Origin of the sequence: Serratia sp. BIGb0234, from assembly GCF_024809915.1 — a bacterium.
Classification (GTDB): Bacteria; Pseudomonadota; Gammaproteobacteria; order Enterobacterales; family Enterobacteriaceae; genus Serratia; species Serratia liquefaciens.
Genome location: NZ_JANUEI010000001.1, coordinates 715,275 through 737,206, shown reverse-complemented (window position 1 = coordinate 737,206; position 21,932 = coordinate 715,275). Strand labels below are relative to the sequence as shown.

Sequence of the window (21,932 nt, the reverse complement as noted above, 5' to 3'; positions counted from 1 at the left end):
CAGCTTATTAGTTTCAGTATACGAACAGAAAAGCCATTTTGCCCTTTGGCACTAATGAATAACTGTAATTCATTAAGCTACCCGTTTAAAAGCGGATAAAAAAGCAGGACTATCATCCATGCGTACAAAAAAATAGCCACCCCAGGGCGGCTATTTTCAGATTATTAGCGGGCTTTTTTGCGCTTACGGCGTTTCAGCCGCGGTGACACCCAGTGCCGCAGGCGGTTCGTTAGCGAAACCGCGCAGCCCCACAACGTGTACGTGTTCATGGTTCTGGAACACCTTACGCACCAGCTTATACGTGGTCCCTTTTTCTGGGCTGATGTTTTCCGGTGCGGCGATGATCAGCTGCATTTCCAGGCGATCGCACAGCTCAAACAGGGTCGCGATGGATTTGGCATCCAGTCGAGCCGCTTCATCGAGGAACAGCAGACGGCATGGGGAGATATCTTTACCGCGCAGGCGGCGAGATTCTTCTTCCCAACTCTGTACCACCATCACCAGAATCGACATCCCGGTACCGATCGCTTCACCGGTAGACAACGCGCCGCTCTCGGCACGCAACCAGCCGTCGGAGCCACGGAACACTTCCACTTCCAGCTCGAGGTAGTTACGGTAATCGAGCAGCTCTTCACCAATGGTCTGCGGCGTGCGCTGGCCCATATCAATCTGCGGATTCAGGCGCTGGTACAGCTTGGCCAGCGCTTCTGAGAAGGTCAGGCGGTTGCTGTTAAACAGATCCTGATGCTGTTCCTGCTGCTCAGAGAGCACGTCCAACAGGGTCGCATGCGCTTCACGCACGTTGACGTTCAATCGCACGCTTTTCACCTGGCCGAAGGAAACCGCCTGCAAGCCCTGGTTGAGCATACGGATACGGTTCTGTTCGCGCTGGATGGTTTTGCGAATGATGTTCGCCACGCTCTTAGAACTGATCGCCAGCTTCTGCTCACGAGCGGTCAGCTCTTCGGTCAGACGGCCCAGTTCGATTTCCATCTGCTCAATAGCCTCGACCGGGTCATCAGTACGAATGATGTCCTGACGAATACGCTCGCGCAGATGCTGGTACACCGCGATATAGAACTGGATCTTGCGTTCAGGACGCTTAGGATCTTCCGACAGACGCAGCACGTCGCGCAGGTGTTCGTTATCCGATACTGCCAGACGCAGCGCACCGAGCGCCTTATCCGACATCGAGCGCAGTTCGTCGCCGTCCATATAAGCCAGTTCGCGACGGTGCAGACGACGTTCAACTCCGTTGTCTTTCACCATGCGCATCACTGCGCACCAGCCCGCCTTGGCGGTCACCACCTGCTCACGCAACTGATGGTAATCACGCTCAAGCTTACGCAGTTTCTTCTGCAGACCGTCCATTTCCGCTTCGCAGAAGGTCAGCTGTTTTTCCAACTGGTTGCGGCGCGCGCGGTTGTTGCTCAGGCCGGCGTGCAGTTCATCACGACGTGCGCGGGCACGGGCTTCAGCATTGGCATCCGCCTGTACGCCAATGTCGACCAGCTCCTGGCTCAGTTCTTTCAGCATGTCGCGCTTGGCGTCATACGAGCTTTTCAGCGACGCCAACACTTGGCTGTACTGAGTAAACTGGGTCTGGTACTGACGTAACTGCTCGCGGGCACGGGTACGTTCCGCTTCCGCGTGTTCAAGACGTTGGCGCAGCTTGTCGTTCAAATCGTTGTTGGCGTTTTGCATACCGGCAGAGTCGGTATAACCGAAGTGCGCGCGGCGCTGCACCACTTCGATCAAGGCAAACGCCTGCTGTTTAGCCTGACGCTGTACGCTTTGCGCCTGGATGTAATCCTGCTGTAACTGCTCATGTTGCTGCGGATCGCTCTGCAGCACCGACAGCAACGGCTCCAGCTTGGTCAGGGAAACGCCGTGCTGCTGAATATGACGCGCGGCATCCTGCGCCTCTTCCAGCTCTTCACGGATTTCTTCTACGCGATCCTGCAGGGTTTCATCGTTTAACAATGAGACCAACGGCATCAGGCGGTTCAGCGCGGAGATGCCTTCTTTCGCCTGCTCATATTGCTGGCGTTGCTGCTGGTTCTGCGCTTCATGGTTGTTCAGCGCACGCTCTACTTCACCGCGACGGGATGTGAGGCTGCGGATTTCCGCTTCCGGATCGGCGTCAAACGCCACCGCCAGATGAGAGCCGATGAAGCGGCTGAAGGCCTGATGCGAACGCTGGGTCTTTTGCACGTCGAATGACAACGTGGCGTAACGCTCGGCCAGCGTTTCACGCTCGGCGTGCAGCACTTCAAGGCGGTTTTCGCGGGCAGCGCGACCAAACAGCGGCACTTCCGGATAACGGGAGTAACGCCATTGACGATCGGCGGTTTTCACCAACACCGCGCGGTCCTGCTCTTCAACGGCGAACACGCTGTCATCGAATGACTGCGGATCCCCTTCGATCAGATAGAGATCTTCCGGGCAATCTTCCAACCCTTCCAGCATTTCGCGAACCAGCGACAGATCCGGCACCACGATCGCGTGACGCGACGGGCCATACAATGCGGAGAAGTAAGGCGCATCGTCGATAGTGACATCGTCGTAAATTTCGGAGAGCAGCACGCCGCCAAAACGTTCGGCCAGCGTAACCAGGCGTTGGTCTTCGGCCCCGCCCGGCTGGCTGAGACGTTCGATCTGCGCTTCAACCGCACGCTTGCTGGCAGCCACTTCGTCACGCTCAACGGTGGTTTCACGTTCGCGCTCCAGCAGTTGCTGCATGTACTCAGTCACCTGCTGGCTGCTTTCCAGCGGTTCGCCGCTCTGCTCGCTGAGCTGGCTCAGGGCATCCTGCGCCGCTAACCAGACAGGGGCGCGGGTGGTGAGCTCACGAATGCGTTGCTGAATTTGCTCCAGTTCCTGGCGCATTTCCATCCGGCGTTCGCCGGCCTCGCTGACGCTTTGCGACAGCGACTCCAGACGCTCTTCCAGCTCTTGTTGCAGAGCATCGAGTTCATCCGGCTGATACTGCTGACCATGGCGCTTGCAGAATTCCTGCAGCAGGCGTTCGGCATCCTGCTGGGAGCGCAGACGTTGTTCCAGCTCGCTCAGGCGCATGCGCAATGGCTGTACGCGTTCGGCAAGGTGTTGTTGCGATGGCCAGTCGCGCAGCAATTCGCGCGCGCACTGCCAGGCTTCGCTGCGGCTGACCTGACCGGCGATTTTCCCCACCAGCTGATAAGCCTGTTCAAACTGACCGTGCGCGGCATCGGCCACGCTCAGTTTCTGCTCGAGCATCAGCAAGGCTTCCGTCGCCTCTTGCTCGCGCGCCTGGAAGGTATCCAGCCACTGTTCGGCATTTTCGGCGGTCAGCTCCGGCAGTTGGCACAGTGCTCGCGCACGTTCCAACGCCTGCAACGCTTGCTGATATTGAATGGCGCGGGTCTGCTGCACGTCCAGCGCCTGCTGGTAGTCGGCGAGTTGGCTTTTCAGCTCATCCACTTCCAGTTCGGCCGCCTCGGCGCGCGCTTCGTTTTCGGCCTGCTGTTCGCTGGCCTCCGCCACCACTTCGTTCTGTTCTTCCAGACGGTAGGTCAGCTCTTCCAGATCGCCTTCATAACGCTCGATCTTTTCCTGCTGACGCATCGCCGTCTGCACCAGGTTAAGGTGATCGCTGGCGGCCTGATAATCCGTTTCCAGATCGGATTCTGCGCCACTCTGCTCCGCCAGTTCGCGCGCCATTTCGACATGGCGATACTGCTCAGCAGCCAGCTGTTTGCGGCTGCCCAACAGATCGCTGCGCAATGCCAGCGCGCCGTCCAGATGAATACGCCGCTCATTGGCATGGCGCATATAGTCCGCCGCCACGTAGGAGGTGGCTTCTGAAATCAGGTGCTTGAACAGATCGCGATCGCTTTGGGTCACGCGGATCGCTTCCAGCGTCATGCGGTTTTCACGCAGCGCCGCTTCCATGTCCTGGAAGGCCTTGCGCACGCCGCTGTTTTCCGGCAACAGATAGTCGCGCAATGAGCGGGTGATGGCGCTGGAAATACCGCCGTACAGTGAAGCTTCGATCAGGCGATAGAACTTGCTGCGATCGGACGATGAACGCAAGCGTTTCGGGATCACGCCCAGATCGAACATTAATGAGTGGTAGTCGGTGATGGAGTTGAATTGCTTGAACTGCACGCCTTCCATCTCTTCAACGCGCTCTTTCAACTCCTGCAGTGTCAGCACGCGCGCCTGGCGCTCGCCCACCGTTTGGGTCAAAAGTTCGGTCGGCTGTACTGCCGTTGGCAGGCCCTGAATGGTGAATGGCTTGATGTCCACTTTACGGTCACGGCCGGCCACCTGTTGCAGGCGCACGCCCACCACCACACGCTGGTGGCGTGAGTTGATCACATCAAGAGTGGAATAACACACCCCAGCACGCAGCTTACCGTGAAGACCTTTGTCGCGCGAGCCGCTGGTGGCGCCGGCTTCGGTGGTGTTACGAAAGTGCAACAGCGTCAAGTCGGGGATAAGCGCAGTGACGAAAGCCGCCATGGTGGTGGATTTCCCTGCCCCGTTACCGCCGGACAGCGTGGTCACCAACTCATCGAGATCAAAGGTGCGGGCGAAGAAGCCGTTCCAGTTGACCAGCGTCAGCGAGCGAAATTTACCGCGTTCAATCATTCCTGTTCATCCTCTGCACTGTCCGGTGTGGTATCAAGCTGCGAATCTTCAGCATCGCTTTCATCAGTCAGCGACAGGCTGTTTTCAACCGGCATCGCTTCGCCGTCACGGATCATACGTAACTGCGCTTCACGCGGATCGTCTCCGCTGCGCACATCGGCGCCAAAGCGGAACACCGCTTCGGTGATGCGGAACTTGCTGCTGTCATTGCCCATGAAGTAGATCATGCCCAGACGACGCAGGCGGTTCAGTGAAGTGCGCACTTTTTCGTGCAGCTTCTGGCGATCGAGATCCGAACCGGTAGAGCGCTGATTAACGAACTTCAGCAATTTGGTTTCGTCCGCCAGGCTCAGCAACTCGTCGTACAGCTCCTGATGGCTGAAGATCCCCTCATGCGCCAGACGCTCCGGGCTGAGGTAGAGATAGCACAGGATTTTCCCCACCATCATGTCCAGTTCGGATAAAACCGAACGCGGGATCAGGGTAGTGGACCGCGGACGCAGATAGAAGAACCCTTCCGGCGCGCGGATCAACTCCACGCTGTAGCGGGCGTAAAACTCTTCCAGTTCATCCTGGAAATCCATTAAGAAGGCGTGGTTGTCCAGCTCATCGATACCGATGTGACGACCTGCGCGCAGATGGCTGTCCAGCGCAGGGAACAGCGCGTTAGACAATGCCTTGGCCAGCTTGACTGGCATTACTTGTTCAATATTTGTCGATGACATGGGCCTGGACCTTGGCTCCGTAATCATTGATTGCCTGCCATTGTGCCGGCAACCCTGAAAAATCTGCTTCAGCCACACCAAGGCGCACTGCCTGGTCGACCACTATACGTGCCACATCGAAATGACGGGCACGCGGATATTGCGCCAGATAATCGCGCATCACCGCCCCTAAATTGAGCGGCATCTGTTGTTCCTGATAAATCTTCAACGCCTGTTCGATCATGGCCGCCAGTTGCTCGCGAATTTCGCTGAACTCCTCGAATTCCAGATCCGGCGGCAATTCCCCGGTCACTTCCTCGCTGCGCAAGGCCAGCTCTTCGTCACGCATATCCAGCAGGCGATCGGCGTTGGCATGGGTCAGTGTCCATGGATTGTCGAAATAGTTCTGCACCGACTGGCGCAAACGCTGGGCGAACACCCGGTTCTTGTCCATGTCGATCGCGGTACGGATAAATTTGTGCACGTGGCGGTCGTAGCCAATCCACAGGTCGATCGCCTGCTGGCCCCAACTGATGATGCGGTCGAGCTTGCTTTGCAAGTCGAACACCAGCTTATCGACGAAGCCCAGCTCCGCGCCACCCAGTGTAGCATCCTGAATGCGCAGCAGGTTGGCCTGCAGCTTGTCGCCTGCCGCTTCCAGAGTATCCTGCAGTTCACGCAGGGTGCCTGAGGTTTCGGACAGCAGCATCTCACAGCTGGAAATGGCCGCCCGCCAGTCCTGGTTCAGCAGCGCAGCGATATCATCTTTTACGCCCTGCTGCTGTTCATCCATCACCCGTTGGGTCATGTCGATGCTGTCGAAGATTTCCGCTACCGAATATTTCAGCGGGGCAAATACGTTGCGGTGCCAGTGGAAATCGTCACCGCCCTCTTCGGCGGCGTCGGCGGCGCGTTTCAGCTCTTGCGCCACGATCGACAGCTGCATCGACAGACGCAGCGTGGAGAATTCGCGCTGACGAATATAGTAATCGGTAATGCCGATCCCCAGCGGCGTCAAACGGTAAATTGCGTTACCGTCCGCCAGTTCGCTGGTGAAGCGGTTTAACAGGCGCTGGCGCACCATGTCGTTAATCGCATTGTTGGCGCGGACCGCCACCGTTTCATGCGTCTGTTCGAAACCCTTGCTGACATGGCGAAATGCATCAACCAGCTCACCTTCGCTCATCTCGCCGTCCAGCCGCTCGCCGTTCAATGTGGCGATAGCAAGCAAAAACGCGAGACGCTCCGTAGGGAGCGAAATAGAGAAATCATTTTTCCGTGCCCAGGCGACCAGTTCGGGTACTGTCTGGGAAAATTCACTCATAGTTCGTCCTTCAGGTTTGGTTTATGCGCCATGACGTGAATATAGCGCCCCAAACTCACGTACGGCTCCTGCCGGCAATAGTGCTGTTCAAGCGCCAGTAACTCTTCAAATTTTTGCGTCTGTAACTGCCTGCTTTGCAGGTAATCGTGGAACACCCGCACGCCGGTTTTCCCGCTGATGCGCATGCCCAATTGTTCCAGCCAGCCGTATACCTGCGGCGGACTATGTGGATATTGCGGTGACAACGAACGCTTTCTGCGCCTTCTGACCTCGGGGTTCACCAGTTGGAAATTACCCAACACCACGTTACGCATCAAGAGGCCATTGGCATTAAAGAACATCAATGACAGTGCGCCACCTGGCAGCAGGCAGTCGAACAACGCCCGCAGTGCCGCTTCAGGTTCGGCAATCCATTCAAGCACAGCATGAAACAATACCAGATCAACCGGCTGTTCCAAATGTTGGCCAATATCCTGTGCTGAACTTTGTATGAATTGCATGTTCTGGCTCACACCTTTCTGCTCAGCCAGTAATGCGGCGCGTTGGATCATCTCACCAGAAAGATCGCACAACAACACCTGATGTCCTAATTCTGCCAATTGGCAGGCCATATGGCCTTCGCCGCCGCCGGCATCCAGAATGCGCAGCGGCCGCTGCGGCAACTGGGCCAACAGCGTGGTCAGATCCTGCCAGACTACCGCCTGACGGATTTTCCCTTTGGTGGTGCCGTAAATATTACGCGCAAACTTTTCAGCAATATCGTCAAAATTGCGATCCTGCATGGACAACGGCTCCGCTGATCTTATTCTGTTGGGGGCAAAGCGCCAGCCCATTCAAACCTGCTATTTTGGCACAGACTGGCTTAGAATGAATCTTCTTGCGGCCTGAATGTGCCCGGATGTCGTTTTTTCGCCCAAAAGGACCTGATTTTTGATGCTGTTTAACCTGAAAAAGTTCATTGGCGCCATTTTAATGCCGTTACCTGCACTGCTGCTGTTGATGGGACTGGCGCTGTTGCTGCTGTGGTTCACCCGTTGGCAAAAAAGCGGCAGGGTCATTTTGACGTTGAGCTGGCTGTTTTTACTGCTTTTCAGCCTGCAGCCGGTGGCCGACAGGCTGCTACGCCCAATCGAATCGGAGTATGTCACCTATCGCGGCACTGACCCGGTAAAGTATATCGTGGTGCTGGGAGGCGGTTATACCTTTAATCCCGATTGGGCCCCCAGTTCCAACCTGATCGGTAACAGCCTGCCACGCGTCACGGAAGGCGTGCGCCTGTATCTCGCGCATCCCGGGGCAAAAATGGTATTCACCGGAGCCGGGGGGCCCAATACTCTGAGTAACGCGGCGACGGCGGCGAAGGTAGCGGAAAGCCTGGGAGTGCCAGGCAGCGACATGGTGCTGTTGGATCGCCCGATGGATACCGAGCAAGAGGCGTTGCAGGTGTCGAAGCTGGTCGGGCAACAGCCCTTTATTCTGGTGACCTCGGCTAACCATTTGCCAAGGGCGATGCGCTTCTTTGAAGCCAAGGGGCTGCACCCTATCCCGGCACCGGCCAACCAATTGGCCATCAGCTCACGTTTGAATATCTGGGATCGCGTGGTGCCATCGGCTATGTTCCTTGGCCACAGCGAACGCGCCTGGTATGAAACGCTCGGCAGCCTGTGGCAATGGCTTAAAGGGGCCGATGAGGTTTCTGTCGACTAAACAAGCTTAACCGGCAAGCCAGGGCAGCAGCTGTTTGGAAGCATAATCAAACGGTTGCCGATCCAGCTTGCCGGTATGAATCAACCGCCCCACCGCCTCCCACACCACATACAACCAGCGCCGCACCAGGAAAGATTCCGCCACCGGCGCACGTTGCAAATAATAAAACAGCAACTGACTGGGCATTCCTGCCTCACACAGCCTGAAAAGCTCATATTCCCGTGGCGCCCACAGCATCATTCCAGGGTTCAACATCGCCAGTAATTGATCGCTTTTGGGGTCTTTTAACATACTGCGTAGAGACAAGTTGCCGTGCACCAGCACGCAGGGATCGTCGAATCCGACAAAAAAATGGGTCAATGCTTCACGTGTGCGATACAGCAAGCGACGGTCTGCCATCGTCAGCTGCGGCGAATTAAGGTTGCTGACCGTTGACCACAGCACTTCCACCCGCTGTTGATACCAGCAGAACCAGTCGTTTTCCTGAGTGCTGTCGACCGTGCCGACGCAGCCGTGGCTGTCGATGCGGTGCCAGGCTAATATGCCGTCGACCACCTGTTCCATCAACGAATTCCAGCGATCCGGTGTGCGCGTCGGCGCTTCTGCGGATACGCCCCGCAAACGTTCTATCAGCAAGATCTCTTTATAGGGTGATTGCTGGGTATAGACCACGCCATACACCGTCGGCAAACGAATATCGCCTTCGCGCGCCAGCATCGACAGCTTATAGGCCTCCTGCTGGGCAATCCCTTGGCAGACAAAGCTTTTCGCCATCAGCGGAATAGCGTACCCCTGTTGGTCGTACAGTGAATACATGTGTGCATAAGGCTGCTCGCTGACGCGTTCCAGTCGGCTGATAGACTCACCCAGCACAATACTCAGTTCAGCGCGTAACTGCTCCATAAGGAAATAGCCTCAAGAGATAGGAAGAGACGCAGCTATCATCGAACGCTAAGCAGATAAATTCTTCAACGCAGATCAACAAAATGGGGATATAAGAAGGGAAATGATAATGCCGCCGGTGCGCCGTGTGGCGCACCGGCGTTCAATGATCAGCTTTTCATGCTGTCACGGACACGCTGCAAGTCTTCCGGCGTATCAACCCCCACGCTCGGCATTGCCTTGGCAACCGCCACGTGGATTTTTTCGCCGTACCACAGCACCCGCAACTGCTCCAGCAGCTCAATTTGTTCCAGTTGGCTTGGCGCCCAGGTGACATAACGGCGCACAAAGCCGGCGCGATAGGCGTAAATGCCGATATGCCGCAACAGGCTGTCGCCGATGCTCTCTTTGGATTGGGCGAAACGTTCACGATCCCACGGAATGGTGGCGCGTGAAAAGTAGAGCGCATAGCCCTTCGCATCCATAACCACCTTAACTGCATTGGGGTTGAAGGCTTCTTCCGCACTGTCGATCGGCACTGCCAAGGTAGCCATACCAGCCTGGCTGCCCGCCAGGTTTTCAGCCACCTGCCGTACTATGACCGGAGGGATAAGAGGTTCGTCACCCTGAACGTTAACGATGATTTCGTCATCATTAAAGCCATAATGCTCGATCACTTCAGCCAAACGTTCGGTGCCCGAATTGTGATCGGCCCGGGTCATGCAAACTTCACCACCGGCCGCTTTCACCGCTTCGGCGACGGCTGGGTGGTCGGTCGCCACAATGACGCGGCTGGCACCGGACTCGCGCGCACGTTCCATGACGTGCACCACCATCGGCTTACCGTGAATATCGGCCAGTGGTTTTCCAGGCAAACGGGTTGAAGCATAACGAGCTGGAATAATAGCGACGAAACTCATGCGTGTTTCTCATCCAATGAAAGCGCCCGCGCCTCATTTTCCAGCAGAACCGGAATGCCATCACGCAGCGGGTAGGCCAGGCCATCCACTTTACACACCAGTTCCTGGTTTTCTTTGTTGAAATAGAGCTTACCGTTGCAGACCGGACAGGCAACGATTTCGAGTAAACGATGGTCCATGCATCCTCCAGGGTGGAGATCTTACGTAAGGAAAGTGGATGAGGATAGCACAACGCTATGCGCCAGGTTAATCACCGGCTGCCTTGCTGTTGCGTTTTAATCTGCTGCAGGGATTGAACTGGCAATGGCGCAGGCGTAGAATTTTGTGATCCATATCACAAAAAGATATTTCTCATGATCAAACGTATTCATAAGATCATCGCCATGTTTGCCAACTTCAGCAACTGAGGCCACCTCCTTGTAACGAGCGGCGCTGGAATTCGTTTTACCCACGCCGACAACGCCGTTCGTTATTCCACTTCCCAACCCTCGCGCCATTCGGTCGCCAGCGGTGCCGGAATATCACCCAAAATAACCTGATTTGCACCGTGCCATTTTGCACTACGGGTGATGGCTTGCCGAATGTCCTGCATACGCTGTTTACCAAAGCGAACCTTGGTCTGCGGATGGAAACTGATGATTTCAAATATACCCTGCCGACGATGCATTTTTGCATCAATGCGACCAATCAGTTCTCCACGTTGCAACACGGGAAGGGTGAAATAGCCATACTGCCGTTTTTCTTTTGGCGTGTAACACTCCAACCGGTAATCGAAATCGAACAACTCCAGGGCGCGGCGGCGATCCCAAACCACTGGATCGAAGGGAGAAAGCAGAGTGGTTACGCTTGATTTCAGCTTTCCTTGCTCCGCCAGGTGCAGTTCTGCGGCCAGCGAATGGTGTACGTAAAATTCCCCGTCCAATCCGTCGATCAACACCGGCAGCACTTCCCCCTGCTGCTGTAACCCGGCCAGGAGTGCCTTCGGCGCCACTCGCTTCAGTCGGTAGTAATCTGCCAGCCATTCAGCCTTGAATATCCCCAGGAAGCGACAGGTACGCGTCAACATCTCATGCCGCGCATGATCGGCCGCCAATACGTGCCTTTTATCATCCCAATGGGGCATTAACCTTTCAGTAAGATCATAAACGCGGTGGAAGTTGCGTCGCTCAGCCACCATAAGTTTGCCGGCGGTGAACAGGATCTCGAGATGTCGCTTTTCCGGCTTCCAATCCCACCAACCGCTGTTGCCTTTCTTCTCGGCGCTAAAATCCGCCGAACGTACGGGGCCAGTGGCTTCAATATGTTGCAGCAGTGCATCAATTGCGGTGCGATGGTCCTGCATCCACTCTTCGGAATACTTCCAGCCCATCTCCTGAGGCTGCAGCATACGATGTCGCAGCAGGCCAAAATCTTCAATGGGTAAAAAGCAGGCTTCATGTGCCCAGTACTCGAACAACTGTCTACCGGCCAGCGCCTGTTCCAGCCATTCGGGCTGATAATCACCCAAGCGGCTGAACAGCACCAAATAGGGGCTGCGAGCGACAACGCTGATGGTATCGATTTGCAGGAGGCCCATACGCTGAATGGCGGCAACCACATCGTCGGGCTTGGCTTTACGTTTTATCGGGGTTAACAACCCCTGTGCGGCAAGGTGGAGCGCACGGGCGGCAGTAAGAGAAATAACGGGGGTGTTCATCCTGATATCCGAAGTGATTGAGCAATCGCTTGATAATAGTGGATATCGGGGAATTTATCTTCGCCAGTGCTTGGGGTGGCGGCACCGGCACTGGCGAGGAAGGGATGGGTCAGAACGCGATAACGTCTGCCGCTGACAGCCCATGAGAGCTGCGATAGATCGAGAACTCAACGTTCTGACCTTCGTTCAATGATTTATTTTTAGTATTGGCGATAGAACGACGGCTTACATAAATTTCGTCGCTACCGTCTACCGGTGAAATAAAACCATAGCCTGCGGCCTGATCAAACCATTTCACACGGCCCATTTGTAACACAGTATTTTTAAACATAACTTATATCCTTTTACTTGAGCATCCATAACAACGTCTTTTTTATTATTGTTGGACGCTACCAGCCCATCCTAAAGTTTTTCGTAACAAACCTCTCGTGAGCAAAAAATAAAAAACCCGCACTATGGCGGGCTTGTTGAACTTAATATCTTCCGCAATGAATCAGCATTAACGCATCATCATGGTTGTATTAAGATCGTTTTACGCTATTCCCTGTTTTCTTACAGAGCAACAACGTTGGCGGCAGCCGGCCCGCGCGGGCTGTCCTGGATGGTATACTCAACACGCTGGCCTTCAGCCAGGGTTTTGAAAACGTCGGTCGCGATTGCAGAGAAATGTACGAATACATCTTTTCCACCGTCGTTCTGTTCAATAAAACCAAAACCTTTGCTTTCGTTGAACCACTTCACCTGACCAGTCTTCTTAGACATTACACATTTACCTTTTAAATATATATACAAAACCTGCCACAAGGCAATTTAGGCCGTTTTTAGAAACATTACTTATGGGAGGTACTTAGAAGGTTCGTCTTTGAAGCGGAATCAGATGATAACGTTTTTGGAGGAACTGCTTAACTCTATACTCGAACATAAATAGGTCTGTATCACAGGCCGACTTGCATTTACTCATAAATCTATTCTTTGCACAAGAGGTTTATTGCCTTATTTTTATCATTACTTCGAATTTGTTTTTATGTCTATGATTGTGCATGAGTTAATTTATCTTTTTTTATGTAAAAATCTTGGCGTTATTGCCTTCTGGACGGCCAATGTTACCGCCCTGTGCTGTTCAAATGAGAGCTAACGCATAAAAATCTAATATGCTTGCCCAAGCTATAACAAAACCCAATCGACATGGCTAAACTTGAGGTGAAAACAAGGCAGATGGCCTTTCAGCCAGCACTTATGCCGTCAAAAATATAATTTTTCAGATTATACTGAATCAAGGAGCTATGCGCATGACCGCCCAGCAGTTCGTCTCACCGAATGAAATCCGCGCCAGATTCTCCCACGCCATGTCAGAGATGTACCAAAAAGAGGTACCTCTGTACGGCGATTTGCTCGAACTGGTAGCGGAAACTAACAGACAGGTCCTGCGCGAAGATGCCGCATTGGCTCATCAATTACAAATTACCGGCGAAATCGAACGGCTGGCCATGGAGCGTCACGGCGCTATCCGGGTGGGAACTGAGCAAGAACTGGCGACCCTGCGACGGCTGTTTAACGTTATGGGCATGTCCCCGGTCGGTTATTACGATCTGGCCGTGGCAGGCGTTCCGGTCCACTCCACCGCATTTCGTGCGGTGCATGAAGACGCGCTGCAAATCAGCCCCTTTCGCGTGTTCACTTCGCTTTTGCGACTAGAGCTGATTGATAATCCGGAACTACGTCAACTGGCGCAACAACTGTTGGCGCGTCGTAGAATATTTACCGAGCGCGCACTGGAGCTGATCGCCTTGCAGGAAGCCCAGGGTGGGTTGGACGAGAACCAGGCCGACGAATTTGTCGAGCAAGCGCTGGAAACCTTCCGTTGGCACAGCAGGGCGACGGTCAGCGCAGCCGAATATCAGCAGTTGCACGACCAACACCGTTTGATTGCTGACGTGGTCGCGTTCAAAGGCCCGCACATTAACCACCTGACGCCGCGCACCCTTAATATCGATCTGGTTCAACAGGCAATGCCTGGCCGGGGCATCACTCCCAAAGCGGTGATTGAAGGGCCACCGCCGCGTCGACGCCCTATCCTGCTGCGCCAAACCAGCTTTAAAGCGCTGGAGGAAAACGTCGATTTCGTTGAGCATGACGGCAGCGCCGTTCACGGGCACCATACTGCCCGCTTCGGTGAAATAGAACAGCGCGGCGTTGCGTTGACGACGAAAGGCCGCGCACTCTACGATCGTCTGCTGCAGGCTACCAACGATGCACTGCAGGCACCGCCCAACGAGAAAAACGCAGACCGCTACAATCAACTGCTGGCGCAAAATTTTCAGGCGTTTCCGGATGATTATGCCACCCTGCGAGAGCAGCAGTTGGCCTGGTTCCGCTATTTCCCGACCGAATGCGGGCTGGCAGCCAAAGACTCATTGGATCAGCACAGCACGCTGGAACAGTTGATTGCCAAGGAATATATCCGCTTCCAGCCATTGGTGTATGAAGATTTCTTGCCGGTCAGCGCCGCGGGTATTTTCCAGTCGAATCTCGGCGATACCAGCCATGCGCAATACAACGCAACGTCCAGCAAAGCGGCGTTTGAACTGGCTTTGGGAGCCGAGGTGATCGATGAGCTATCGCTGTATCAGCAAACACAGCAACGCTCGATAGATGCCTGCGCGCAAGCCTTGGGGCTGCACGCGCTAGCGGTTTGAATTATTGCTTCAGCAGGGCTTCGATGTTTTGCAGCAGTTGCTCAGCCTGATCGGGGGGAAGTACCGCATCAACCGGTAAATACCACCAGTTAGACTGGGCAAAGGCACGGCATTTGACCGCATCTTTTTCAGTCATCAGCAGCGTTTGTCCAGGGGTTACCAGCGCCGCCAGCGGGTCATGTTGGTATTCCTGATGATCGGCAAACGCCACTTCTCTTTCAACATCCACACCCAGCTTTTCCAGCGTGGCGAAGAAGCGCGGCGGATGGCCAATGCCGGCCATCGCCACCACATGCGGCAATTCAACCGCGGGCCGGCGTTCGCCAGTGGCAACATTCACCGCTTCGCGCGCCTGCAATCGCATGGCAATTTCACCCGGTTGCGCCACGCCACCGTTGGTAATCAATGCATCAACGCTGTTCAAACGCGAAACGCGTTCGCGCATCGGGCCCGCAGGCAACCACCAACCGTTCCCGAAGCGGCGTACACCATCGATCACGACCAATTCAAAATCGCGCTGTAAGGCGTAATGCTGCAAACCGTCATCGGTAATCACAATATCAAGTCGGTGCTGCTTAAGCAGCGCCTGAACCGCTTCGGCACGGTTCGGCGAGATGGCAACCGGCGCGGCGGTACGTTGATATATCAGAACCGGCTCATCCCCGGCCTGCCGGGTAGTAGTACTCGCATTGAGTAACAGCGGATACGCCTCAGCTTTACCGCCATAACCGCGCGAAACGACACCCACCCGGTAACCACGCTGCTGCAACTGCTCAACCAGCCAGATCACCATCGGGGTTTTGCCATTGCCGCCAGCGGTGAGATTTCCCACCACCACTACCGGTACCGGCGCACGCCAGCTTTTACGCAGGCCGCAACGGTAGCTGAGCCGAATCAGTCCGCTGACCAGGCCATACAGCCAGGACAGCGGTAACAACAGCAAATAAACCAGCGAACTGCCTGACCAGATGCGTTCGATCATTATTGACCAAACTGCATACGGTGCAGCTGGGCATAGGCGCCCTGCTTTTCGATCAATACGGCATGCTCGCCACGCTCGACGATACGGCCATCCTCAACCACCAGGATTTCATCGGCTTTCTCAATCGTCGACAGACGGTGCGCAATCACTAATGAAGTACGGTTTTTCTGCAATTCATCCAACGCGGCCTGAATAGCACGCTCTGATTCGGTGTCCAGTGCCGAGGTGGCTTCATCGAGGATCAGAATCGGGCAATCGCGCAGCAAGGCACGGGCGATGGCGATACGCTGGCGCTGACCACCGGAAAGCATTACGCCATTCTCGCCAATTACCGTATCCAGACCATTTTCCATTTTCTCAATGAAATCCATGGCGTAAGCCATGCGCGCGGCCTTCTCTATCTCTTCGCGGGTATAGCGTTCCTCACGCGCGTAAGCGATGTTGTTGGCGATGGTGTCATTGAACAAATGCACATTTTGCGAAACCAGGGCTACCTGATCGCGCAACGACGCAAGCGTGTATTCGCGCAGATCGTGACCATCCATCAGGATCTCGCCTTCCTGAACGTCATAGAACCGGGTCAGCAAATTGGCGATGGTCGACTTGCCCGATCCTGAACGGCCCACCAACGCCACCGTTTTACCTTCTGAAATGCTCAGATTGATATCACGCAGCGCTGGGGTTTCTTTGCCTGGATAGTAGAAAGTAACATTGCGGAATTCGATGTCGCCTTTCGCACGAGTCACTTCGCGGGTACCGGTGTCTTTTTCCTGCTCCATGTCCAGAATCGAGAACAGGGTCTGGCACGCGGCCATCCCACGCTGGAACTGCGCGTTGACGTTAGTCAGTGACTTCAGCGGACGCATCAGAGCGATCATCGAAGAGAACACCACGGTGATGGTACCGGCAGTCAGGGTTTCCATCACGCTTGGGAAGCTGGCGGCATACAGCACAAAGGCCAGAGCCAGTGAAGCGATCAACTGAATGATAGGGTCAGAGATAGAGGAAGCGGAAACTAACTTCATGCCCTGTTGACGCATGCGGTTGCTGACCGAATTGAAGCGATCGGTTTCAACCTGCTGGCCGCCGAAAATCAGAACTTCCTTGTGGCCTTTCAGCATCTGCTCGGCGCTGGTAGTCACCTGCCCCATGGTGTTCTGCATGTTTTTACTGATATTACGGAAGCGCTTGGAAACGATGCGGATCGCAATAGAGACAATCGGGGCCAGGACGATCAGGATCACCGAAAGCTGCCAGCTGTAATAGAACATCATGGTGAACAGCGCGATGATCGACGCCCCTTCACGCACCACGGTCACCAGTGCACTGGACGAGGATGAAGCGACCTGCTCGGAATCATAAGTGATGCGAGACAGTAATGTACCGGTAGATTGCTGGTCGAAGAAGGACACCGGCATTCTCATCATGTGGCCAAACAGACGACGACGCATGTGCATCACCACCATGCCGGAAACCCATGAAATGCAATAGCTGGAAACAAAGCCCGTCGCCCCGCGCACCACCATCAGGCCAATAACGGCCAATGGCATCCACAGCAGGATAGTGCTTTCCGTTTTCCCAAAACCGTCATCCAATAAAGGTTTAAGCAAAGACAGCATAAAGGCGTCGCTGGCTGCGTTCATTACCAACGCAATGGCGGCCACGATCAGCCCGGTCTTAAAAGGTGTGATCATCGGCCAGAGGCGACGGAAAGTCTGCCAGGTGGAGAGATCTTTATCATTCATCATGCAAATACCAGCATCGGAAGAAATAGCGGCCCATTTTACTCATTATCACCCTCTACGCCAAACCGCTGATGGTACCAACGGGGCATTATTTGTTCACGAAAGCCTTTAATTTGCCAATCGTTGTCGAAAAAAAGTACGGATAACTGACCGGAGCGCGATGTATCGTGCCATATGATGCCATTTTCCCGATATCTGGCGACGACTTTAACCGCAGGTAATCGCCATTTATTGTAACGCGATGCGGAAGCTATTGCCGCCTCCGGCGCTACAGCACGTAAAAATGGCGGAGTGGATGAGGTTTTACTGCCATGATGGGGAACCTGTAATATCGTCGCGCGCAACAAATGGCGCTGATGCCGTACCAGCTGTGCTTCCGACCTTTTCTCTGCATCACCGGTCAGCAACAGGCTGTATTTGCCATCATCGATACGGATGACGCACGAGTCGTCATTTCCCGCGGTCTTTACTGCTTTCGGTGGCCACAGCACCTGGAATTGCAGCGATTGCCATTGCCAACTTTCCCCCGCGACGCAGGGTAAGTGGCCAGCGCCAAGCCGCGGACTTCTCACCGTCGCCAGCGGGAATGCCTGCTGCAATTCCTCAAGACCACCGATATGGTCCAAATGATCGTGGCTAATGACGATTTGATCCACCGGCAGCCCACGCCAGTTAAGAAAGGGGACGATATTGCGCGTGGCCGCGCTGCCCGTCCCCCAACGGGGTCCAGTATCGTACAATATCGCGCGGCCATTCTTTTCAACCACCATGGCCAAGCCATGACCAATATCGAGCATATCTACGCGCCAGCGATATGACGGGGCTTTCTCCCGCCACAGCAGGCAGCACACTGCCAGCGTTACCAGCACCGAGGCATAGCGCAGCCACCAATGAAAGCGCCAGAAAATCACCATCAACCAGCCCATAATACTGACAACCAGCGATGCTGCGCCAAGGTCAAGCCACCCATTCTGCAGGTAGTGTAATGGGGTGAAGACCCACGCCAGCGTGAGGTCTGCTGCCCACCACAACCCGGTACTCAACGGAGGGAAAATCCCCAGTACCACGGCGAGAAGGATCAGCGGAACCGTCACCAGGGAAACCAAGGGTACGGCCCAAAGATTGGCCGGTATTGAGGTCATACTGAGGCCAAGAAACAAACCTGCTTGCATCGGCACCAGCAACAATGTGATACCAAACTGGATATGCAGCCAACGCAGCGGTGCCCAATACCATCCCACGCGAAAACGGGGACTAAGGGGGACCCATTCAAACCAAAATATCAGGCACAACACCGCCGTCGCCGAGAGCCAAAAGCTGTCGGACAACACCGCCAGCGGATCGCAAATCAGTATCAAGCCGATACACCACAACCAAACTTGCCAAGAAGAACAATGAATACCCCGTATGCGCAACAGCATCCAGAGCGTCAACGCCAGGCCGGTTCTTACCGCCGGTGGGTGTGCGCCAGCCAACCAGATATAACCTAGCGCCCCGAGCCAACTGGCAATCAGAGGGAAACGGTAGCCTATTCGGTGGGCAGGTAACCAAAACTGGATTACCCGCAGCAAAGACCAAATCAAAATGGCCACCATCGCCACATGCAGCCCTGAAATGGCCATCAGGTGAGCAATACCGGTTTTTAACATTAGCGAACGCAGTGAAGGCTCTAGTGCCCCGCGTTCACCAAATGCCAAAGCCAGTAAAACGGCCTGATAACGAACCGTACCAATATTGTTTTCGGCATGGCGGATAATACGCTGTCGCCAGCTACAGGCGGGATCCAAAAGTGTGGCGCTCTTTACCTGCGCCGTTAATGGTTGACGCTGCGAGATAGCCCAACGTTGGCTGTCGAAGCCCCCTTCATTTAAATTGCCATGCATCGGTCGCAGGCGCAGTTGCATCTGCCAACGCTGTCCGGCGCACAAAGGTTGCTCTTTGGGTTGCCACAGTGTGGAAAACGCAATGGATGGCACCAACCACCTGCCATTAATCTGTTCTATATGCATTACCGTCTGCTTGCGTGCCGTAGCCGCAAGCGCAATGCTGCTAACTTCGACCACGGCATGCACTACAGGCCCCTGGCTCAGGCGGTTGATTTGGTCGACCAGGTTTCCGGCAGTGAATACCGCCCACAGAAAACCCAACGCCCCCCATGCCATAAATCGGCATAGGGAGCCCCTGCGCCACAGGTAACAACAGATGGGCAGAGTGACGCATAGCATTATTCGTGCGTCAGGCAGATGCGGCATGAAAAGCAGGGGCAGAGTGCCGCAGATAATCGCGATGATCGCCAAATCCAGCGAGGTCTTGATAGGGTTTCTCCCGGTTTGGGGCAGCTATTCAAGCCGCCAACATCACGGGATTGTTCACATCAAGACCAGGTTCCACCAGCCATAATCTAAAGACGTGCGCGAGGCGCCGCACAATAACAATGACCGTTACCTTCAGGGGCAACATGTTGCGACGTGGTAAGCAGAAAAGTGCAGAATCAACCGGTCAATCTCAGCGTTCAGGCCAAAAAAAAACGGCGCCCTGGGGGCGCCGTTTTATATTTCAGTACAAGCAACAACTCTATGGAAGTCAGTGACTAACCATAGATATTGGCGCGGTCACGCAGCTCTTTGCCTGGCTTGAAGTGAGGAACGTACTTGCCGTCCAACTCAACTTTATCACCAGTTTTCGGGTTGCGACCCACACGCGGAGCACGGTAGTGAAGAGAAAAACTGCCGAATCCGCGGATCTCAATGCGTTCACCATCGGCTAACGTAGCAGCCATATGTTCTAGCATCTCTTTCACTGCATCCTCAACGGCTTTCGCCGGTACATGAGATTGCTGGCCAGCAAGTCTTTCAATAAGTTCAGACTTGGTCATAGTTCCTCCAAGCTTTGCAGCTAAACTACCGTATCGGGGCGATTAAAAAACCGCCCCCCGTCATTACTCGCCTTTAGCCGCTTTGAAAGCTTCAGCCATAGCGTTAGAGAAGTTGCTCTCTTCCTGTTTGTTGTTAACAGTAGCGATTGCGTCTTTCTCGTCAGCTTCGTCCTTAGCACGTACGGACAGGCTTACTACGCGGTTCTTACGGTCAACGCCGGTGAATTTAGCTTCAACGTCGTCACCCACATTCAGAACCAGAGTTGCATCTTCAATGCGGTCGCGAGAGGCTTCAGATGCACGCAGGTAACCTTCTACGCCGCCTGCTAATTCAACTGTAGCACCTTTGGCGTCAACTGCAGTGACTTTACCAGTAACAATAGTACCTTTCTTGTTCATAGACAGGTAGTTATTGAACGGGTCTTCAGCCAGTTGCTTCACGCCCAGGGAGATACGCTCGCGCTCTGCATCAACTTGCAGAACAACCGCTGCGATTTCGTCGCCTTTCTTGTATTCACGAACTGCTTCTTCACCTGCAACGTTCCAGGAGATGTCAGACAGGTGAACCAGGCCGTCGATGCCGCCGTCCAGGCCGATGAAGATACCGAAGTCAGTGATAGACTTGATTTTACCTTCAACGCGGTCGCCCTTGTTGTGGGTTTCTGCAAACTGCTGCCATGGGTTGTTTTTGCACTGCTTCAGACCCAGGGAGATACGACGACGCTCTTCATCGATGTCCAGAACCATAACTTCCACTACATCGCCCACGTTAACAACTTTGGACGGATGGATGTTTTTGTTGGTCCAATCCATTTCAGAAACGTGTACCAGGCCTTCAACGCCTTCTTCGATTTCTACGAAGCAGCCGTAATCAGTCAGGTTGGTTACACGACCAGTCAGCTTGGTGCCTTCTGGGTAACGTTTCGCGATAGCGACCCATGGATCTTCGCCCAGTTGCTTCAGGCCCAGGGAAACACGAGTACGCTCGCGGTCGAACTTCAGCACTTTAACAGTGATTTCGTCGCCAACGTTGACGATTTCGCTCGGATGCTTAACGCGTTTCCAAGCCATATCAGTGATGTGCAGCAGGCCGTCTACGCCGCCCAGATCAACGAATGCACCGTAGTCAGTGAGGTTCTTAACGATACCTTTAACTTCCATGCCTTCCTGCAGGTTTTCCAGCAGTTGATCACGTTCTGCGCTGTTCTCTGATTCGATAACCGCACGGCGAGAAACTACAACGTTGTTGCGTTTCTGGTCCAGCTTGATGACTTTGAACTCAAGCTCTTTGCCTTCCAGGTGCAGAGTGTCACGTACTGGACGCACGTCAACCAGGGAACCTGGCAGGAACGCACGAATACCGTTCAGCTCTACAGTGAAGCCACCCTTAACTTTGCCGTTGATAACACCGACGACAGTTTCAGCTTCTTCGTAAGCTTTTTCCAGCGTGATCCAAGCTTCGTGACGCTTAGCTTTCTCACGGGACAGCAGAGTTTCACCGAAGCCATCTTCAACAGCGTCCAGCGCAACATCAACTTCGTCGCCTACCTGGATTTCCAGCTCGCCCTGTGCGTTTTTGAATTGCTCAGCCGGGATGGCAGACTCAGATTTCAGACCGGCGTCAACCAGTACTACGTCTTTGTCGATAGCAACTACAACGCCACGAACGATGGAACCCGGACGGGTTTCGATTGTTTTCAGGGATTCTTCAAAGAGTTGAGCGAAAGATTCAGTCATGTTTAATCTTCAGGGTTCTATAGTTTAAC

At 54.4% G+C, this 21,932-nt stretch carries 18 protein-coding genes; 2 read left to right on the top strand and 16 right to left on the bottom strand.

The features are described 5' to 3' along the window. Nucleotides 1-183 precede the first annotated feature (183 nt). The 4 genes from mukB to cmoM are packed head-to-tail and all read right to left on the bottom strand — an operon-like array spanning nt 184 to nt 7,445. On the bottom strand, nt 184-4,635 hold the full coding sequence (mukB, locus tag M2407_RS03580; RefSeq protein ID WP_020826145.1) for a chromosome partition protein MukB: 4,452 nt from the start codon (nt 4,633-4,635) through the stop codon (nt 184-186). After that, complete coding sequence (mukE, locus tag M2407_RS03575; protein ID WP_041414390.1) at nt 4,632-5,360, bottom strand: chromosome partition protein MukE; 729 nt, start codon at nt 5,358-5,360, stop codon at nt 4,632-4,634. Before mukE ends, mukB begins: the two co-directional genes overlap by 4 nt. Beyond that, on the bottom strand, nt 5,341-6,663 hold the full coding sequence (mukF, locus tag M2407_RS03570; RefSeq protein ID WP_020826143.1) for a chromosome partition protein MukF: 1,323 nt from the start codon (nt 6,661-6,663) through the stop codon (nt 5,341-5,343). The genes mukE and mukF overlap by 20 nt, the downstream gene beginning before the upstream one ends. Next, a complete protein-coding gene (gene cmoM, locus M2407_RS03565) occupies nt 6,660-7,445 on the bottom strand; it encodes a tRNA uridine 5-oxyacetic acid(34) methyltransferase CmoM (RefSeq protein WP_020826142.1) in 786 nt (261 codons plus the stop codon). The genes mukF and cmoM overlap by 4 nt, the downstream gene beginning before the upstream one ends. Nucleotides 7,446-7,596: 151 nt before the next feature. Here cmoM and elyC point away from each other — a divergent pair, with 151 nt between their 5' ends. Beyond that, complete coding sequence (elyC, locus tag M2407_RS03560; protein WP_046373991.1) at nt 7,597-8,370, top strand: envelope biogenesis factor ElyC; 774 nt, start codon at nt 7,597-7,599, stop codon at nt 8,368-8,370. A 6-nt stretch (nt 8,371-8,376) separates the two neighbouring features. Here the strand turns inward: elyC and M2407_RS03555 are convergent, their stop codons facing one another. The 7 genes from M2407_RS03555 to M2407_RS03525 form a co-directional block, all read right to left on the bottom strand. Beyond that, nucleotides 8,377-9,273, bottom strand: coding sequence for a YcbJ family phosphotransferase (locus M2407_RS03555; protein WP_130015492.1), 897 nt, complete (start codon nt 9,271-9,273; stop codon nt 8,377-8,379). A gap of 149 nt (nt 9,274-9,422) precedes the next feature. Continuing rightward, entirely contained in the window at nt 9,423-10,172 is a 750-nt protein-coding gene (gene kdsB / locus M2407_RS03550; RefSeq protein WP_259216753.1) for a 3-deoxy-manno-octulosonate cytidylyltransferase, read from the bottom strand. Continuing rightward, on the bottom strand, nt 10,169-10,351 hold the full coding sequence (locus M2407_RS03545; RefSeq protein ID WP_006320791.1) for a Trm112 family protein: 183 nt from the start codon (nt 10,349-10,351) through the stop codon (nt 10,169-10,171). The genes kdsB and M2407_RS03545 overlap by 4 nt, the downstream gene beginning before the upstream one ends. A gap of 96 nt (nt 10,352-10,447) precedes the next feature. Further along, entirely contained in the window at nt 10,448-10,669 is a 222-nt protein-coding gene (locus M2407_RS03540) for a hypothetical protein (RefSeq protein WP_259216752.1), read from the bottom strand. After that, a complete protein-coding gene (locus tag M2407_RS03535; protein WP_259216751.1) occupies nt 10,642-11,868 on the bottom strand; it encodes a winged helix-turn-helix domain-containing protein in 1,227 nt (408 codons plus the stop codon). The genes M2407_RS03540 and M2407_RS03535 overlap by 28 nt, the downstream gene beginning before the upstream one ends. 109 nt (nt 11,869-11,977) lie before the next feature. Further along, on the bottom strand, nt 11,978-12,199 hold the full coding sequence (locus M2407_RS03530) for a cold-shock protein (protein WP_006320799.1): 222 nt from the start codon (nt 12,197-12,199) through the stop codon (nt 11,978-11,980). A 221-nt stretch (nt 12,200-12,420) separates the two neighbouring features. Next, nucleotides 12,421-12,630 carry a cold shock domain-containing protein gene (locus tag M2407_RS03525; RefSeq protein ID WP_259216750.1) on the bottom strand — a complete coding sequence of 70 codons (210 nt, stop codon included), beginning with the start codon at nt 12,628-12,630 and terminating at the stop codon, nt 12,421-12,423. 527 nt (nt 12,631-13,157) lie between these two features. Here M2407_RS03525 and M2407_RS03520 point away from each other — a divergent pair. Next, complete coding sequence (locus tag M2407_RS03520; protein ID WP_020826135.1) at nt 13,158-14,564, top strand: VOC family protein; 1,407 nt, start codon at nt 13,158-13,160, stop codon at nt 14,562-14,564. A 1-nt stretch (nt 14,565) separates the two neighbouring features. Here M2407_RS03520 and lpxK read toward each other — a convergent pair whose 3' ends face one another. The 5 genes from lpxK to rpsA form a co-directional block, all read right to left on the bottom strand. Beyond that, nucleotides 14,566-15,546 carry a tetraacyldisaccharide 4'-kinase gene (gene lpxK, locus M2407_RS03515; RefSeq protein ID WP_128864119.1) on the bottom strand — a complete coding sequence of 327 codons (981 nt, stop codon included), beginning with the start codon at nt 15,544-15,546 and terminating at the stop codon, nt 14,566-14,568. Further along, nucleotides 15,546-17,294 (bottom strand): lipid A ABC transporter ATP-binding protein/permease MsbA, encoded by a 1,749-nt coding sequence (gene msbA, locus M2407_RS03510; protein WP_128864118.1) that lies wholly within the window; start codon nt 17,292-17,294, stop codon nt 15,546-15,548. The genes lpxK and msbA overlap by 1 nt, the downstream gene beginning before the upstream one ends. A gap of 35 nt (nt 17,295-17,329) precedes the next feature. Further along, a complete protein-coding gene (locus M2407_RS03505) occupies nt 17,330-19,630 on the bottom strand; it encodes a ComEC family protein (protein ID WP_409049647.1) in 2,301 nt (766 codons plus the stop codon). A 251-nt stretch (nt 19,631-19,881) separates the two neighbouring features. Beyond that, nucleotides 19,882-20,166 carry an integration host factor subunit beta gene (gene ihfB, locus M2407_RS03500; RefSeq protein WP_004942652.1) on the bottom strand — a complete coding sequence of 95 codons (285 nt, stop codon included), beginning with the start codon at nt 20,164-20,166 and terminating at the stop codon, nt 19,882-19,884. 63 nt (nt 20,167-20,229) lie between these two features. After that, nucleotides 20,230-21,903, bottom strand: coding sequence for a 30S ribosomal protein S1 (rpsA, locus tag M2407_RS03495; RefSeq protein WP_020826130.1), 1,674 nt, complete (start codon nt 21,901-21,903; stop codon nt 20,230-20,232). Nucleotides 21,904-21,932 lie beyond the last annotated feature (29 nt).

Excerpts from the sequence above, each read along its gene's own strand:
- mukB (WP_020826145.1), bottom strand. The coding sequence starts at position 4,635 with ATGATTGAACGCGGTAAATTTCGCTCGCTGACGCTGGTCAACTGGAAC.
- mukE (WP_041414390.1), bottom strand. The coding sequence starts at position 5,360 with ATGTCATCGACAAATATTGAACAAGTAATGCCAGTCAAGCTGGCCAAG.
- mukF (WP_020826143.1), bottom strand. The coding sequence starts at position 6,663 with ATGAGTGAATTTTCCCAGACAGTACCCGAACTGGTCGCCTGGGCACGG.
- cmoM (WP_020826142.1), bottom strand. The coding sequence starts at position 7,445 with ATGCAGGATCGCAATTTTGACGATATTGCTGAAAAGTTTGCGCGTAAT.
- elyC (WP_046373991.1), top strand. The coding sequence starts at position 7,597 with ATGCTGTTTAACCTGAAAAAGTTCATTGGCGCCATTTTAATGCCGTTA.
- M2407_RS03555 (WP_130015492.1), bottom strand. The coding sequence starts at position 9,273 with ATGGAGCAGTTACGCGCTGAACTGAGTATTGTGCTGGGTGAGTCTATC.
- kdsB (WP_259216753.1), bottom strand. The coding sequence starts at position 10,172 with ATGAGTTTCGTCGCTATTATTCCAGCTCGTTATGCTTCAACCCGTTTG.
- M2407_RS03545 (WP_006320791.1), bottom strand. The coding sequence starts at position 10,351 with ATGGACCATCGTTTACTCGAAATCGTTGCCTGTCCGGTCTGCAACGGT.
- M2407_RS03540 (WP_259216752.1), bottom strand. The coding sequence starts at position 10,669 with ATGGCGCGAGGGTTGGGAAGTGGAATAACGAACGGCGTTGTCGGCGTG.
- M2407_RS03535 (WP_259216751.1), bottom strand. The coding sequence starts at position 11,868 with ATGAACACCCCCGTTATTTCTCTTACTGCCGCCCGTGCGCTCCACCTT.
- M2407_RS03530 (WP_006320799.1), bottom strand. The coding sequence starts at position 12,199 with ATGTTTAAAAATACTGTGTTACAAATGGGCCGTGTGAAATGGTTTGAT.
- M2407_RS03525 (WP_259216750.1), bottom strand. The coding sequence starts at position 12,630 with ATGTCTAAGAAGACTGGTCAGGTGAAGTGGTTCAACGAAAGCAAAGGT.
- M2407_RS03520 (WP_020826135.1), top strand. The coding sequence starts at position 13,158 with ATGACCGCCCAGCAGTTCGTCTCACCGAATGAAATCCGCGCCAGATTC.
- lpxK (WP_128864119.1), bottom strand. The coding sequence starts at position 15,546 with ATGATCGAACGCATCTGGTCAGGCAGTTCGCTGGTTTATTTGCTGTTG.
- msbA (WP_128864118.1), bottom strand. The coding sequence starts at position 17,294 with ATGATGAATGATAAAGATCTCTCCACCTGGCAGACTTTCCGTCGCCTC.
- ihfB (WP_004942652.1), bottom strand. The coding sequence starts at position 20,166 with ATGACCAAGTCTGAACTTATTGAAAGACTTGCTGGCCAGCAATCTCAT.
- rpsA (WP_020826130.1), bottom strand. The coding sequence starts at position 21,903 with ATGACTGAATCTTTCGCTCAACTCTTTGAAGAATCCCTGAAAACAATC.